Raw genomic sequence first — 14,740 nt, 5'->3', positions numbered from 1 at the left:
GGTGGCGATGGCGGCAACGCTCAAGGACGCTACGGCAATCGTCGGCATCGGCCAGACCGCCTTCGCCAAACGGCTGCCGGCGTCCGAGAAGGAACTGGCCTGCCGGGCCGTCCTCGCGGCCCTCGCCGACGCCGGCATCGATCCGTCCGAGGTCGACGCCTTCGCCTCCTACACGATGGAGGAGACCGACGAGGTCGAGGTCGCCAAGGCCATCGGCGCCGGCGACGTCACCTTCTTCTCCAAGGTCGGCTACGGCGGCGGCGGCTCCTGCGCCACCGTCGGCCACCTCGCCGCCGCCATAGCCGCCGGCCAGGCCACCGTCGGCGTCGCCTGGCGCTCCCGCAAACGCGGCTCGGGGCCCAGACCCTGGAAGAACACCGCCGTCCAGCTGCCCACCCCCGGCCAGTGGACCCGCCCCTTCGGACTCCTGCGCCCCGCCGACGAGATCGGCATGCTGGCGCGGCGCTACATGCACGAGTACGGGGCCACCCGCGACCACCTCTTCAACGTCGCGATGGCCTGCCGCAACCGGGCCAACGAGAACCCCGCGGCGATGATGTACGAGCGCCCGCTGACCCGCGAGATGTACATGACCTCCCGCATGATCAGCGACCCGCTCTGCCTGTTCGACAACTGCCTGGAGACCGACGGAGCGCTCGCCTGCGTGGTCGTCTCCGCCGAACGCGCCCGCGACTGCCGCCAGAAGCCCGTCTACGTGCACTCCGTCGCCCAGGGGCTGCCCTCCCAGCACCACGGGATGGTCAACTACTGGAACGACGACCCGCTGTCCGGCCCCGCCTGGACCGCCGCCCGCCACCTGTGGAAGCAGGCCGACTTCGGGCCCGCCGACGTGGACGTCGCCCAGATCTACGACGCCTTCACCCCCCTGATCCCGCTCTCCCTGGAGGGCTACGGCTTCTGCGGGCGCGGCGAGGGCGCCGCCTTCACCGAGGGCGGGGCGCTGGAGACGGGCGGCCGGCTGCCGATCAACACCGGCGGCGGCGGGCTCAGCGAGGCCTACGTCCACGGGTTCAACCTGATCAACGAGGGCGTCAAGCAGCTGCGCGGCACCTCCACCGCCCAGGTGCCGGACGCCTCGACCTGCCTGGTGACGGCGGGCGAGGGCGTGCCGACGTCCGCGATCCTGCTGCGTGCGTGAGGAGCCGACCGATGACCACCGCCGAAGAGTCCCTCCTGCTGCCCGTGCCCGACGAGGACGGCGCCCCCTTCTGGGAGTACGCCGCCCGCGGCGAACTGCGCGTCCAGGCCTGCGCCGCGTGCGGCCGGCTGCGCTTCCCGCCCCGGCCCTGCTGCCCGCACTGCCGGTCCTTCGACTCCGAGTGGCGCCCGATGAACGGCCGGGGCCGGATCTGGTCCTACGTCCGGCCGTACCCGCCGCTGCTGCCCGCGTACGCCGCGCAGGCCCCGTACAACGTCATCCTCGTGGAGCTGGCGGACGCGCCGCGGATCCGGCTGGCCGGGAACCTGGTCGCCTCCGCCGACGCCCCGCTCGACTCCGTGGACCCGGCCCGGCTGCGCATCGGCGCCCGGGTGCAGGTGGTGTTCACCGAGACCGGCGGGATGAGCGTGCCGCGCTGGATCCTGGAGAAGCCGTGACGCTGCGCGTGGAGCGGGACGAGGGGGCCGGGGTCGCGGTCGTCACCCTGGACCGGGAGCACCGGCACAACGCGATCGACCTGGAGACGGCCGCCGCGCTGGCCGCGGTGTGGCGCGAGCTGCGCTTCGACGCCGGCGTGCGGGCGGTGGTGCTGACCGGTGCGGGCACCGCCGCCTTCTGCACGGGCATCGACCGGTCGGCGCGGGTGCCGCAGCCGGCGTCCCCGTACTCCGTCGACGACCCGCTGACGGCGATCGGGCCCAAGGCGAACGACCTGTGGAAGCCGGTGATCGCCGCCGTCAACGGCATGGCCTGCGGCGGCGCGTTCTACCTGCTGGGCGAGGCGGAGTTCATCGTCTCCTCCACGAGCGCCACGTACTTCGACCCGCACACCTCCTACGGCATGGTCAGTGCCTACGAGGCCGTGTACATGACGCAGCGGATGCCCTTCGGCGAGGCCGCCCGGATATCCCTGATGGGCACGGCGGAACGGCTCTCCGCGCGGCGGGCGTACGAGATCGGACTGGTCAGCGAGCTGGCGGAGCCCGGGGAGCTGCTGGAGGCGGCGCTGCGCTCGGCGCGGACCCTGGCGGGGTTCCCGACGGAGGGCGTACAGGGCACCGTGCGGGCCCTGTGGTCGGCGAAGCGGGCGGCGCTGAGCCAGGCCCTGGACCAGGCGCCGGCGCTGATCGCGCTGGGCAACCTGCCGCCGGAGCGGCAGGCGGAGCTCTTCGCGTCCCGGCGGCCGGGGGCGGAGTTCCGGCTGCGCTGATCAGCGGGTGCGGGTGGGCCTGGGCGCGCCCGGCTTCGGGGCTCCCGGCTTCGGCACGGTCGGCGGGGCGGTCGCCTTCGGGGCGTCCGGCTTCGAGGCGTCGGGCGTCGAGGCGTCCGGCTTCGAGGTGTCCCGCGTCGGCCGGGTCGGCTTCGGGGAGGCCGTGCCCGCGGCGGTCGACACCGGCCCGATCCGGCAGTTCTTCACCTCGCCGGCCTTCTCGGGCGCGGTCATGGCGATGACCAGGTCGCCCCGTCCGCGCGCTTCGAGGGTCAGCTCCCCGCGGGCCGACTCCACGGTGACGCCGTTCGCGTCCTCCCGGTACAGCACCACCTCGAAGGCCGCCGGCCGGTCCAGGCGGGAGGTGACCGCGATGACGGTGGAGCGGCCGTCGGCGCCGCCGAGGCACGAGGTCACGACGGCCGTGGCCGGCTCCTGGGTGCGGCGGGGGGCGGGTGTGCTGTCGCCGCCCTTGCCGCTGCTGACGTGGCTCTTCTTCTTCGCGCTCTTCGAACTGGAGCAGCCGCCCCCGCCGCTGCTCTTCCCCTTGCTCTTCCCGCTGCTCCCGCCGCTGGTGGAGAACCCGGTGAGGGCCAGCACCACCGCCACGAGCACCGTGGCGAACCTGAGCCGTCTTCCACGTCCGGACATCATGACCTCGACCCCTCCCCGGGCGGCAAAGGCGGTCACCGTAGCAGGCGGCCCCGGCGAACGGCACTGCCCGACGTGTCGGCATTCACCACCCGACACCCGGAACGCACTCCTCCACTCTCTGCGCCACCAGCGAAGACGCCCCCCAGCCGGCGTTCGGGCCACGGAAAGCGTGGTTGCATCCCGAGCACCGAACCCGGCGGCGAACCGCACCTGCCCGCGTCCCTTCGGTGGCCGCCAACCACCACGAGGAGCACGCCACCAGTGCGCACCATCGCCACCGAGATCGCCATCGACGCACCCCCCGAAGAGGTCTGGGCGGTTCTCACCGACTTCCCCCGCTACTGCACCTGGAACCCGTTCATCCGGGCCGCCGCCGGCGAGGCGGTGCCCGGGGAGCGGCTGACCCTCACGACGTACCCGCGGTCGGGCAGGCCGACGACCTCCCGGCCGACCGTCGTCGTGGCCGTTCCCGGCACGGAGCTGCGCTGGACCGGCCACTTCCTCGTCCGCGGCCTCTTGGACGGCGAGCACTTCCTGCGCCTGTCCGAGGGCCCCGGCCGCTCGACCCGGCTGCAGCACGGCGAGCGCTTCCGCGGTCTGCTGGTCCCCTTCCTCGGCCGGCTGCCGGCGGGGACCGCGCGCGACCTCACCGCGATGAACGACGCCCTGCGCGCCCGCGTCGAAGCGGCCCGCGCCACGTCCTGACGCGCCCCGCGTGCGACGCCCGGGGGCCGGGCGTAGCGTCGGGATCATGACCCCCACCCCCGAGGCCCGGACATGATCCGCAACGTACTCGGCTCGCTCATGGGCCTGATCGGAGCGGCGGCCGCCGTCTGGAGCCCCTTCCGGGCCTGGTACGACGGCCGTCGCGGGCGCGACTACCGGGTCGAGGAGCTTTTCTCCGGCCCGGGCATCACCGGGGACGGGGCCGCGCTGTGGGGGTCGCTGCTGCTGCCGTCCCTCGTCGCGGCGCTGCTCGTGCTGTTCGCGATCGTGCGGCGCTCGCGGCTGCTGATGGCGCTCGCCGGGGTCGTCGTGCTGGGCTTCGCGGTGCTCTGGGCGGTCCGCCAGGGGCAGGCGGCCGGGGGCCTGTCGGTCGGCTCCGACGGGACGGGCATCGGCGACGGCGTCGCCAACGCCTTCGGCGCGGGCGCGCTGCTCCTGCTGGCGGCGGTGGTCATGCGCGGCCGCCCCCGGCGGGCCCGCCGCGCGCTGCCGAGGGACACGACGGGCCCCGGGCCGGAGTACGGGAACGGCGGCGGCCCCGCACCCCGGTGAGGGGAGCGGGGCCGACCGGCGCGTGCGTGGATCAGGCCTCGACGGTGCCGGAAGCGGCGATCTCGATCTTGCCCTTGGTGGAGCCGGACGGGGTGCCCAGCTTCTCGATCTTGTCGACGATGTCCTGGCCCTGGACGACCTCGCCGAAGACGACGTGCTTGCCGTCCAGCCACGGGGTGACGACGGTGGTGATGAAGAACTGCGAGCCGTTGGTGTTGCGGCCGGCGTTCGCCATCGACAGCAGGTACGGGCGGTCGTGCTTCAGCTGGAAGTTCTCGTCCTCGAACTTCGCGCCGTAGATGCTCTTGCCACCGGTGCCGTTGTGGTTGGTGAAGTCACCGCCCTGCAGCATGAACTGCGGGATGACGCGGTGGAAGCCCGAGCCGGCGTAGCCGAAGCCGTTCTGGCCGGTGGCCAGCTCGCGGAAGTTCCGGGCGGTCTTCGGGACGACCTCGTCGAAGAGGGCGAAGACGATGCGGCCGGCGGGGGCGCCGTCGATGTTGATGTCGAAGTAAACGTTGCTCATGGGTCCCATCCTGTCACTCCCGGTACGAACCGCACCCCGCCGGGGGCCGCAGACGCCCCCGTGGCGCGCCCGGCGACCCGTCCGGGTCACTCCGGAGGATCCGCCGGGACGCCTCGTGCCCGGGGCCGGCCCCGGGCACGGCGGCGGGCCCCGGCCGCCGTGCCCGGGGCCGTTCGCGCGGGTCAGGCGCCCGTACGGGTGCCCGTGCCCTTGGCGGCGTCCAGGGCGTAGACGCAGCGGTCCTTGCTGCACGCGTAGACCACGCCCGCCTCCGCCACCGGGGCGCCGGTGATCTCGCCGCCCGTCGCCAGCTTCCAGCGGAGCTGCCCGCCGGCCGCGTCCAGGGTGTACAGGCAGTGGTCGGCCGAGCCGAAGTGGACCCGGCCGTCCGCGACCACCGGGGGGCCGGTGATCTCGCCGCCCGCCGCGAACCGCCACTTCGGGGTGCCGGTGACCGCGTCGAGGGTGTACAGGGCGCTGCCGGCGCCCAGGTGGACGTTGCCGTTCGCCACCAGCACCGGGTCCACCGCCGGGCGCGGCTCGGTGGCGATGCGCCAGCGGTCCTTGCCGGTGGCGGCGTCCAGGGCGTAGACGGTGCCCAGGTAGTCGGCGAGGTAGACCCCGCCGCCGGTGACCGCGGGGCCCGGGGCGAAGGCGGGCGGCGCCAGGAAGACCGCCGGGGCCTCGAAGTGCCAGCGGACCCGGCCGGAGGCCCGGTCCACGGACAGCACCCGCGTGCCGGCCGCGACGTAGACGTTGCCGTCGGGGGCGGGGGTCACGCGGACCGGGACGTTGCCGCAGGAGGCCGCGTCGCCGACCGGGTACGACCAGGCCTCCTGGCCGGAGCGGGCGTCCAGCGCGCGCAGCCGGGCGTCCTGCCAGACGTAGACCGTGCCCTCGTGGAGGACGGGGGCCGCCTCCGGGGTCTCGAAGTCGGACTGGGCGCCGCTCAGCTCCCACAGCTTCTGCCCGCTCGACGCCTCCCAGCCCTGGACGCCCCCGCCGCGCGTGGCGGTGATGACGGTGCCCCGCTCGGCGCGCAGCGCGTACACCCAGGCCTCGGTGGACAGCCGCCACCGCTCGGAGCCGTCGGTGGCGTCGAGCGCGTACAGGGAGGGCCCGTCGGAGGCGTGGATGCGGCCGTCGGCGACGGCCATGGACCAGGCGACGTCCCGCGTCTTGAACTGCCGTCGGCCACTGCCGACGTCCAGGGCGTGCACCTCGAAGGAGGTCACGTACAGCAGGTCGCCGGCGACGGTCGGGGTGCCCCACACCTCGTTGGACATGCGGAAGCGCCACGGCCGCCAGCGGCCGCTGTCCGGGGACGGCCCGGGCGCGGGCACGGACGGGGTGGCCACCGGGGCCGCGGCGGCAGCCGGGGTGCCGGCCGGCGGGCGCACCCAGCCGGTCGCCGAGTCCGCTGCGGCGAGCCCCGCCGGGGCGGAGGCCGTCGCGCGCGGGCCGGGCCCGATCGGCACCGGCGAGCCGCCGAGCCGTACGGGCATGCCGGGCATGGAGGACACCGGCACCGGGGCGGGGCTCTGGACCGGCACGGGAGCGGGGCCCTGCACCGGGGCCGGGGTCAGCGGCGGCCGGTCCGGCCGCGGCGGCGCGGCCTGCCCGGTCCGCGGGTCCACCCACGGGTCGGCGGCGCCGCGCGGGGGCCGGCGGTGCGTGGCGGGGCCGGCGGGCGGGGCCGACGAGCCGCCGGGGGCCCGGACCGCCGGGGCCGGGGTGGTCCCCGTACGGTTGCCGGCCCGCCGGGCCTCGATCATCGCGACGGCCCGCTCCGGGAGCCACGCCGAGGCCGTCCCGCTGTCGTCGCCGCCGTCGAACAGGTGCGGGGCGAGCTGCGCCTGGAGGTCGGCGGGGGTCGGGCGCTGGGTGGCGTCCATCTGCATGCACGAGTCGATCAGCGGCCGCAGCTCGTCGGGCAGGCCCTCCAGGTTGGGGCCCTCGCGCAGCAGCATGAACACCGTCTCGACCGGGTTCGCCCCGTGGTACGGCGGGTGCCCGGTCGCGGCGAAGACCAGGGTCGAGCCGAGCGAGAAGACGTCGCTGGCGCCCTTGACGCTGCGCGAGTCCTTCGCCTGCTCGGGCGACATGTACGCCGGGGTGCCGACGGCGACGTTCGTCATGGTCAGGCGGGTGTTGGACACCCCGCTCGCGATGCCGAAGTCGATCACGCGGGGGCCGTCCTCTACGACGAGCACGTTGGACGGCTTCAGGTCGCGGTGCACCAGGCCCGCGCCGTGGATCGACTGCAGCGCCTCGGCGATGCCGGCCGCGAGCCACCGTACGGCCTGCGCGGGCATCGGCCCGCACTCGTTGACGATCTCCTCCAGCGAGGGCGCGGGGACGTACGCGGTGGCCAGCCAGGGCACCGCCGCGCGCGGATCGGCGTCCACGACGGCCGCCGTGTAGAAGCCGGACACGGCGCGCGCCGCCTCGACCTCGCGGGTGAAGCGCACCCGGAACAGCTGGTCCTCGGCGAGTTCGGTCCGCACCGTCTTGATCGCGACCCGGCGCCCGGATGCCGACCGTGCGAGATAGACCAGCCCCATGCCGCCGGCGCCGAGCCGTCCCAGCACCTCGAAGGGGCCGATCCGTCTCGGGTCGTGCTGCGTCAGCTGCTCCACCACTCGCCTCCACTACCTCCCCGTACGGGCCCCTGCCGGACCCGCTTCCACCCGTGCGCGCCTGCCAGCCGCGCGCGCACCGGTACGACCCGATTCTGTCAGGCCCGCGCCTGGTCCGGCCCCGGCTGCGGGTGTGCGTTCGCGCGCGGCTCCGACAGGAGGGCGAACACGGCCCCCTGATTGTCGGCGACGACCGCGATCCGCCCGTACGGCGTGTCGAACGGGTCGGCGGTGACGCGCCCGCCGAGCCGCTGCACCGTGCCGACGGCGCGGTCGCAGTCGGCGACGGCGAAGTAGACGAGGAAGTGCGCCGGCATGATCTCCGGGAAGGCGTCGGTGATCAGGCTGCGCCCCAGGACGGCCGTGTCGGGGCCGGGCGCGCTGCCGGGCGGGGACCAGACGCGGTACTCGACGCCGCTCTCGGAGTCGTCCTGGTCCTGGGGGACGTAGCCGAAGACGTTGGCGTAGAAGACGTCGACGGCGTCGCGGGCGCGCGTGTAGACCTCGGCCCAGCAGTACGTGTTCGGCTCGTCCTGGGCGTCGAAGCCGTGGTGGGTGCCGGGCTGCCAGAGGCCGAAGACGGCGCCGCCGGGGTCGGCGGCCATGGCGGCGGTGCCGTACGGGCCGACGGGCTGCGGGTCCATCACCATCTGGCCGCCGGCGGCGCGGATGCGGGCGGCGCAGGCGTAGGCGTCGGAGGTGTACAGGTACACCCCCCAGACGGTGGGCATGCGGCCGTCGGGCTTGGGGGCGAGGGCGGCGACGTTGCGGCCCTGGCTGTAGGCCTGGGTGTAGTGGCCGTACTCGGGGCCCGAGCTGCCGCCGAAGGTCCACCCGAAGAGCTCGCCGTAGAAGCGCTTGCCCGCCTCGACGTCCGGGAGCGAGGCGTCGACCCAGCAGGGCGAGCCTTCCGCGAATGCGGCTGCGGCCATGGGGCGGGTTCCTTCCGTCGTGCGGGGCGGTGCGCGTGGTGCGGTGGGCGCCGGGTGGTGCGGGTGCCGGCCGGGGAGGCCGGGGGCGGGTTGGACCGGTTACGCGCCCTCCGTACCGCTTCGGGCTGCTTGTCCCGGCAGCACGCCTTTCATGCCTGCGTTCCATGGTCCGCCCGAAAACTTGTCCACAGCCTGTTGACAAGACTATTCGGGGGATACGCCACGATACGGAGCGGCCCGGCCCGGCCCCCCGGGCGGGGACGGCGCGCGTCCGGCGCCACCGGTCCGGTTCGGCCGGAATCCGCCGCCGAGGCCGCCCCGAGGGCCCTTATGGGCAGGTCGGCGGCCCCTTGACCCCATTTGCAGGCGGCCGAATAGCGCGCCGATCCCCCCTCGGTAAGCTGACGGCATGACAGGACAAGTACGCACCGTCGACGGGCGTGTCGCCGGCCGGCGCGGCCAGGCGACGCGGCAGAAGCTGCTCGACTGCCTCAGCGAGATGCTCAGCTCCTCGCCGTACCGCGACGTCAAGGTGATCGACGTCGCTCGCAAGGCCGGTACCTCCCCCGCGACCTTCTACCAGTACTTCCCGGACGTCGAGGGCGCCGTCCTGGAGATCGCCGAGCACATGGCCACGGAGGGCGCGCAGTTGACGGCGCTCGTCGAGGGCCGCAACTGGGTCGGCAAGGCCGGCTGGGCGGCCGCCGAGGAACTCGTGGACGGGTTCCTCGAGTTCTGGCGCAGCAACGACGCGATCCTGCGAGTCGTCGACCTCGGCGCGGCCGAGGGCGACAAGCGGTTCTACAAGATCCGCATGAAGATCCTGAACTCCGTCACCAACTCCCTGACGGAGTCGGTGAAGGAGCTCCAGGCCAAGGGCAAGGTCGACAAGGACCTCAGCCCGGCGGCGATGGCGGGCTCCCTGGTCGCGATGCTGGCCGCGGTCGCCTCGCACCAGAAGGGCTTCCAGACCTGGGGCGTCAAGCAGGCCGAGCTCAAGCCGAACCTGGCGCTGCTCGTGCACCTGGGCATGACCGGCAAGAAGCCGACCAGGTGACGGCGGACCCCCTGGAGGGTCCGCCACCGGCCTCGTACGGCCGTCCTCCCGCGGGACGGGCCGTGATCAGCGCCGCTCCAGGCGGAACAGCCTGATCTCGCGCTCGATGCGCGCCTGGTACGTCGCGTACGGCGGCCAGAACCCCAGCACCGCCCGCCACGCCGCCGCCCGTTCGTCGCCCTCCAGCAGCCGGGCCCGTACGGCGATGTCCTGCCCCTGCCAGCTCACGTGCGCGTCCGGGTGCCTGAGCAGGTTCCCGGTCCAGGCCGGGTGGCCGGGCCGGCCGAAGTTGGAGCCGATCAGCAGCCAGCTCGTGCCCCCGTCCTCGGGCAGGCACGCGAGCGGGGTGGTGCGCGGCTCGCCGGTCCTGGCGCCCTTGGCGGTGAGGACGACCCCGGGCAGCATCCGTGCGCTGAGGAGCACCTTTCCCCGGGTCAACCGGTGCACCGCCTTGTCCATGGCGGGGATGAAGTGCGGTGCGATCTTGGCGAAGAGGAGGGTCGAGGAGACCTTCTGGATCAACGTGACGCCGGGAGCCATCAGACGGCCGCCCTCTCTGGGGTCGCGGACGGGCCGAAGAGGCCCGCGTGGTGCGCGGCGTGCGCGCGCAGGCGGTGGACGGGGCCGAAGAGCAGTTCGTCGGCGGCCGCCCGCTTGAAGTAGAGGTGGGCGTCGTGCTCCCAGGTGAAGCCGATGCCGCCGTGCAGCTGGATCGCCTCGCCGGCGGTGGTCCGCAGGGCTTCCAGGGCCTGGGCGAGGGCGAGACCGGCCTGGGCCGGGTCCCAGGCGGCGTAGTAGGCGGCGGAGCGGGCCGCCTGGACCTGGACGTAGAGGTCGGCGAGCCGGTGCTTGACCGCCTGGAAGGAGCCGATGGCCCGGCCGAACTGCTCGCGCTGGCGCACATACTCCACGGTGCGGGCCAGCGCCCGGTCGGCCGCGCCGACCGCCTCGGCGGCGAGTACGGCGGCCGCGGCCCGGCCGGTGGCGGCGAGGGCGGCGAGGGTGGCGCCGGGGGTTGCGCCGCCGTCCGGGCCCAGCAGTTCGGCGGGTACGTCGCGCAGCTGGAGGCGGCCCTGCGGGCGGGTCTCGTCCAGGGTGGTCTGCCGGACCCGTACGAGGCCGGGGGCGTCCTCCCGTACGAGGAAGAGCAGGGTCCGGCTGCGGGCGAAGCCGCCGGTGTGCGCGGCGACGACGAGCAGGCCCGCGCTGTGCCCGTCGAGCACCTGGGGCACCTCCCCGTACAGCCGCCAGCCGTCCCCGGCCGGGTGCGCCTGCACCCCGCCGGCGCGGCCCCCGCCGGCCCAGTCGCCGGGGGTGTTGTCGCCGGTCAGGGCGAGTGCGGTGGCCAGGGCGGTGCCGGGGACGGCGAGGGCGGCCGTCAGCTCGCCGGCCGCGAGCGGCGGCAGCAGGGCGGAGCGCTGGCCGGGGGTGCCGAGGGCGGCGACCAGCGGCGTGGCGAGGGCGGCGGTGGCCAGGAGCGGCGAGGGCAGCAGCACGCGCCCGGTCTCCTCGCAGGCCAGCGCGAGGTCGCCGGGACCGCAGCCGACACCGCCGTACTCCTCGGCGACGGCGAGGCCCGGAAGCCCGAGCCGGCGGGAGAGCTGCTGCCACAGCTCGGGGTCGTGTCCCTCGGCGGTGCGGACGGCGGCTTTGACCTCGTCCGGGCCGCTGCGTTTGGCCAGGATCTCGCGCAGGGTACGGCGCATCTCGTCCTGCTCCGCGGTGAAGGCGGCATCCATCGTCGGGCTCCTCCCCGTATCTGACGGGGCGTCATGTTAGGGCGGCGGGGATGAGATGCACAGGGGGCGGGGGCCCGGGGGTTCCGGGGGCGGGGCGGCTGTCGCGGTGCGCCGTGGGCCCGGGGGTTCCGGGGGGCGGGGCGGCTGTCGCGGTGCGCCGCGGGCCCGGGGGTTCCGGGGGGCGGGGCGGCTGTCGCGGTGTGCCGTGGGCGCCGGGCGGCAGGGCTCCGGCGCATGCGGGCCGACGGCGGTCTGGCTTCTGACGTACCGTCAGATGTACCGTCCCCCCATGCCTGGACCCCTGTCTGCACCCCCGCCCCCCGCCGCACCCCGCCGCCGGGTCGCGGTGGTCGGCGTCGCCCTCTCGGACTGCGGCCGGGTCGACGGCCCGACCCCCTACGCCCTCCACGCGCAGGCCGCCCGCCGCGCCCTCGCCGACTCCGGCCTGGACCGCTCCGTCATCGACGGCTTCGCCTCGGCCGGCCTCGGCGTCCTCGCCCCGGTGGAGGTCGCCGAGTACCTCGGGCTGCGTCCCACCTGGGTCGACTCCACCTCCGTCGGCGGCTCCACCTGGGAGGTCATGGCCGCCCACGCCGCCGACGCCATCGCCGCCGGCCACGCCAACGCCGTCCTGCTGGTGTACGGATCCACCGCCCGCGCCGACATCAAGGCGCGCCGCCGCACCGCGAACCTCTCCTTCGGCTCGCGGGGGCCGCTGCAGTTCGAGGTGCCGTACGGACACACACTGGTCGCCAAGTACGCGATGGCCGCGCGGCGGCACATGCACGCGTACGGGACGACGCCGGAGCAGCTCGCCGCGGTGGCCGTGCAGGCCCGGGCGAACGCCGCGACCAACCCCGACGCGATGTTCCGCGACCCCCTCACGGTGGACGACGTCCTCTCGTCGGAGCCGATCGCCGAGCCCTTCACGAAGCTGCACTGCTGCATCCGCTCGGACGGCGGCTGCGCGGTGCTGCTGGCGGCGGAGGACTACGTACCCGACACGGCGAAGGAGCCGGTCTGGGTCCTGGGGACGGGCACGTCCGTCTCCCACACGACGATGTCGGAGTGGGAGGACTTCACCGTCTCCCCGGCGGCGGTCTCGGGCCGCCTGGCCTTCGAACGCGCCGGCCTGACCCCGGCCGACGTGGACGTCGCCGAGATCTACGACGCCTTCACCTACATGACCCTGGTCACCCTGGAGGACCTCGGCTTCTGCGCCAAGGGCGAGGGCGGGGCCTTCGTGGAGAAGGGCCGCCTGCTCCGGGACGGCGAACTGCCGGTCAACACCGACGGCGGCGGCCTCTCCGCCTGCCACCCCGGCATGCGCGGCCTCTTCCTGCTGGTCGAAGCCGTCCGCCAACTCCGCGGCGAAGCGGGCCGGGGCCAGGTCACCAAACCCGGCGGCCGACGGCCGCAGGTGGCGCTGGCGTCGGGCACGGGAGGGTGGTTCTGCTCCTCGGGGACGGTCCTGCTGGGCCGGGGATAGGGGCCCGCCCCCTGGACCGGGCCGGAGGGGGTATGGGGGCTTCCCGTCAGTCCCATCGTCATTCCGTGTCGGGCCGGTCCCTCAAGGGCGCTCCTTCGTCGCGTCGCTTCGCGATTTCGCTGCGCTCAACCCTTGACCGCCCGACCCGCCCCGGAAAGCCGAAAGACTGCCGGGAAGCCCCCAAAAGAACGGTCACCAGGGATACGTCCGAGGAGCGGCTCCCTCAGGGACGAGGCGAGGGGTCAGGGGCCATGACCCCTTCCCGTCTCAGCGACTGGCGGACGTCCAGGGGTGCATGCTGGGGGCCGAGGAGAGGGGCATGGACATGCAGTGGAAGATCCACGGGGAACGTCCGATCTACGAGAACCACTGGTTGAACCTGTGGTTCGCCGACGTGGAGACGCCCGATGGAAGCCGCTTCGAACACCACGTCGTCAAGTTGCGGAACCTGGCGGTGGCCGCCGTGGTCAACGACCGGCGAGAGGTCCTGATGATGTGGCGCCACCGCTTCATCACCGACACATGGGCCTGGGAGCTCCCCATGGGCCTGGTCGAGGCGGACGAGACCCCGGGTGAGGCCGCCGCCCGCGAAGTCCTCGAAGAGACCGGCTGGCGACCGGGTCCGATGAAGCCCCTCGTCTACGCCGAACCGGCAGCCGGGATCACCGACTCCCAGCACCACCTCTTCCGTGCCGACGGCGCCACGTACGCGGGACCGCCGACCGAGCTGAACGAGTCGGACCGCATCGAATGGATCCCCTTGGCGGACATCAGGGGCATGATCGACCGTCGTGAGATCGTCAGCAGCGGCTCACTCGTCCCCCTGCTCTACGTCCTGATGGACGAAGGAATCCGCTGACCCCATCACCCCGGACAGCGATCTGATACCTCTACCGGTCCCAGACGCGCTCCTGATCGTCATTCGGTGCAGGTATCAGCCCATGTCGGCCGCCGGTCGCCGAGACGGGAGGAGCGCGCAGCGGTCTGTCGCCTCTGCTGCTGCCGGATGGGCTTCGGGTCGTGCTCCGGGCCCGTGCAGGTGGTTGCCACCGGTCCGGAATCACTGATGTGGGGGCCGGATGCCCGAGGGGTCATGGCCCCTGACCCCTCGCCTCGTCCCTGAGGGAGCCGCTCCTCGGACGTGTCCCTGGTGACCGTTCTTTTGGGGGCTTCCCGGCAGTCTTTCGGCTTTCCGGGGCGGGACGGTCGGTCAAGGGTCGCCGAAGGCGATCGCGAAGCGACGCGACGAAGGAGCGCCCTTGACGGACCGGCCCGACACGGAAGGACGATGGGACTGACGGGAAACCCCCGAACCAACGGTGAGCCCGCCCCACCGCACCCCTGCTCCCCCGCCCCCCTACCATGACCCCGCACCCTAGGTGCTGTCCGGCGGATCGTGGCCGGCGGCCGCCCCGCTGGAGCGACCCGCCGGGCACCAGCTAGACCAGGTCCGCCGGTAAATACCTCGACATCGCGCGCAGTGATCGGCGACGCTTCGCGCGATGACGAAAATCGACGACACGCCGCCCGCGTGGGACGAGCGCACCCAGCTCACCACGTTCCTCGACTACGCACGCACCACCGCCCGCGCCAAGTGCGACGGCGTCTCCGCGGAGAACGCCCGCACGGCGCTGCTGCCGGGCTCACCGCTGATGACCATGAGCGGAGTGATCAACCACCTGCGCTGGGTCGAGTACTACTGGTTCCAGGTGGTCTTCCTCGGCGAGGAAGACCGGGGACCCTGGACCGAGGAGGACCCCGACCGCGAGATGCGCATCGCCGTCGACTTCCCCCTCGCGCAGTTGCTCGACGAATACGCCGAACAAAGCGCCCGCTACCGCGAACTCGTCGCCGGCAACGGCCTGGACGAGCGGGCCCGGCGAGCCGTCCGCAACGGCCTCCACGTCGACCTGCGCTGGATCCTCCTCCACCTCACCGAGGAGACGGCCCGCCACAACGGCCACCTGGACATCCTGCGCGAGATGCTCGACGGCACGACCGGCCCTTAGGCCGCTCGGCGGCCTCCCGGCACGGCA

Annotated in this window: 15 protein-coding genes; 9 read left to right on the top strand and 6 right to left on the bottom strand. The window is 73.9% G+C overall.

The genetic code is table 11. The annotated features are described in order from the left end of the window. Positions 1-7: 7 nt before the first annotated feature. From ACZ501_RS05305 to ACZ501_RS05295, 3 genes are read left to right on the top strand one after another with little or no spacing between them, the layout of a single operon-like run. Positions 8-1,159 (top strand): lipid-transfer protein, encoded by a 1,152-nt coding sequence (locus ACZ501_RS05305; protein WP_361605705.1) that lies wholly within the window; start codon positions 8-10, stop codon positions 1,157-1,159. A gap of 11 nt (positions 1,160-1,170) precedes the next feature. Then, complete coding sequence (locus ACZ501_RS05300) at positions 1,171-1,617, top strand: Zn-ribbon domain-containing OB-fold protein (RefSeq protein ID WP_468792764.1); 447 nt, start codon at positions 1,171-1,173, stop codon at positions 1,615-1,617. After that, a complete protein-coding gene (locus ACZ501_RS05295) occupies positions 1,614-2,390 on the top strand; it encodes an enoyl-CoA hydratase/isomerase family protein (protein WP_468792761.1) in 777 nt (258 codons plus the stop codon). Before ACZ501_RS05300 ends, ACZ501_RS05295 begins: the two co-directional genes overlap by 4 nt. Here ACZ501_RS05295 and ACZ501_RS05290 read toward each other — a convergent pair whose 3' ends face one another. Next, entirely contained in the window at positions 2,391-3,044 is a 654-nt protein-coding gene (locus tag ACZ501_RS05290) for a hypothetical protein (RefSeq protein ID WP_468792758.1), read from the bottom strand. 261 nt (positions 3,045-3,305) lie between these two features. Here ACZ501_RS05290 and ACZ501_RS05285 point away from each other — a divergent pair, with 261 nt between their 5' ends. Both ACZ501_RS05285 and ACZ501_RS05280 read left to right on the top strand, forming a co-directional pair. After that, positions 3,306-3,749 (top strand): SRPBCC family protein, encoded by a 444-nt coding sequence (locus tag ACZ501_RS05285; protein WP_468792755.1) that lies wholly within the window; start codon positions 3,306-3,308, stop codon positions 3,747-3,749. A 72-nt stretch (positions 3,750-3,821) separates the two neighbouring features. Further along, positions 3,822-4,322, top strand: coding sequence for a hypothetical protein (locus ACZ501_RS05280; RefSeq protein ID WP_361605720.1), 501 nt, complete (start codon positions 3,822-3,824; stop codon positions 4,320-4,322). Between the two features lie 31 nt (positions 4,323-4,353). Here ACZ501_RS05280 and ACZ501_RS05275 read toward each other — a convergent pair whose 3' ends face one another. The 3 genes from ACZ501_RS05275 to ACZ501_RS05265 form a co-directional block, all read right to left on the bottom strand. Further along, complete coding sequence (locus ACZ501_RS05275) at positions 4,354-4,848, bottom strand: peptidylprolyl isomerase (RefSeq protein WP_361605723.1); 495 nt, start codon at positions 4,846-4,848, stop codon at positions 4,354-4,356. Positions 4,849-5,030: 182 nt separating this feature from the next. After that, positions 5,031-7,487 (bottom strand): protein serine/threonine kinase AfsK, encoded by a 2,457-nt coding sequence (gene afsK / locus ACZ501_RS05270; protein ID WP_468792753.1) that lies wholly within the window; start codon positions 7,485-7,487, stop codon positions 5,031-5,033. Positions 7,488-7,585: 98 nt separating this feature from the next. After that, positions 7,586-8,419, bottom strand: coding sequence for a VOC family protein (locus ACZ501_RS05265; protein ID WP_361610797.1), 834 nt, complete (start codon positions 8,417-8,419; stop codon positions 7,586-7,588). Between the two features lie 409 nt (positions 8,420-8,828). Here ACZ501_RS05265 and ACZ501_RS05260 point away from each other — a divergent pair, with 409 nt between their 5' ends. Continuing rightward, on the top strand, positions 8,829-9,476 hold the full coding sequence (locus tag ACZ501_RS05260; protein ID WP_362459352.1) for a TetR family transcriptional regulator: 648 nt from the start codon (positions 8,829-8,831) through the stop codon (positions 9,474-9,476). 66 nt (positions 9,477-9,542) lie between these two features. On the opposite strand, the gene ACZ501_RS05255 is transcribed toward ACZ501_RS05260, so the two are convergent. Both ACZ501_RS05255 and ACZ501_RS05250 read right to left on the bottom strand, forming a co-directional pair. Beyond that, the gene (locus ACZ501_RS05255; RefSeq protein ID WP_468792750.1) at positions 9,543-10,016 is read right to left on the bottom strand and encodes a nitroreductase family deazaflavin-dependent oxidoreductase; all 474 of its coding nucleotides are present in this window, start codon (positions 10,014-10,016) and stop codon (positions 9,543-9,545) included. Then, positions 10,016-11,215, bottom strand: a complete 1,200-nt coding sequence (locus tag ACZ501_RS05250; RefSeq protein WP_468792748.1) for an acyl-CoA dehydrogenase family protein — start codon at positions 11,213-11,215, stop codon at positions 10,016-10,018. Before ACZ501_RS05250 ends, ACZ501_RS05255 begins: the two co-directional genes overlap by 1 nt. 289 nt (positions 11,216-11,504) lie before the next feature. Between ACZ501_RS05250 and ACZ501_RS05245 the strand changes: the two genes are divergently transcribed. The 3 genes from ACZ501_RS05245 to ACZ501_RS05235 all read left to right on the top strand — a co-directional run bounded on the left by ACZ501_RS05245 (position 11,505) and on the right by ACZ501_RS05235 (position 14,713). After that, complete coding sequence (locus ACZ501_RS05245) at positions 11,505-12,704, top strand: thiolase C-terminal domain-containing protein (RefSeq protein WP_468792745.1); 1,200 nt, start codon at positions 11,505-11,507, stop codon at positions 12,702-12,704. Positions 12,705-13,029: 325 nt separating this feature from the next. Then, positions 13,030-13,563 (top strand): NUDIX hydrolase, encoded by a 534-nt coding sequence (locus ACZ501_RS05240; RefSeq protein ID WP_468793805.1) that lies wholly within the window; start codon positions 13,030-13,032, stop codon positions 13,561-13,563. A gap of 643 nt (positions 13,564-14,206) precedes the next feature. Continuing rightward, the gene (locus tag ACZ501_RS05235) at positions 14,207-14,713 is read left to right on the top strand and encodes a DinB family protein (RefSeq protein ID WP_361601024.1); all 507 of its coding nucleotides are present in this window, start codon (positions 14,207-14,209) and stop codon (positions 14,711-14,713) included. The last annotated feature ends 27 nt before the right edge of the window (positions 14,714-14,740 follow it).

The sequence above is a fragment of the Streptomyces sp. NPDC034085 genome, from assembly GCF_055575555.1.
This window is presented reverse-complemented; position numbering and strand designations above follow the sequence as displayed.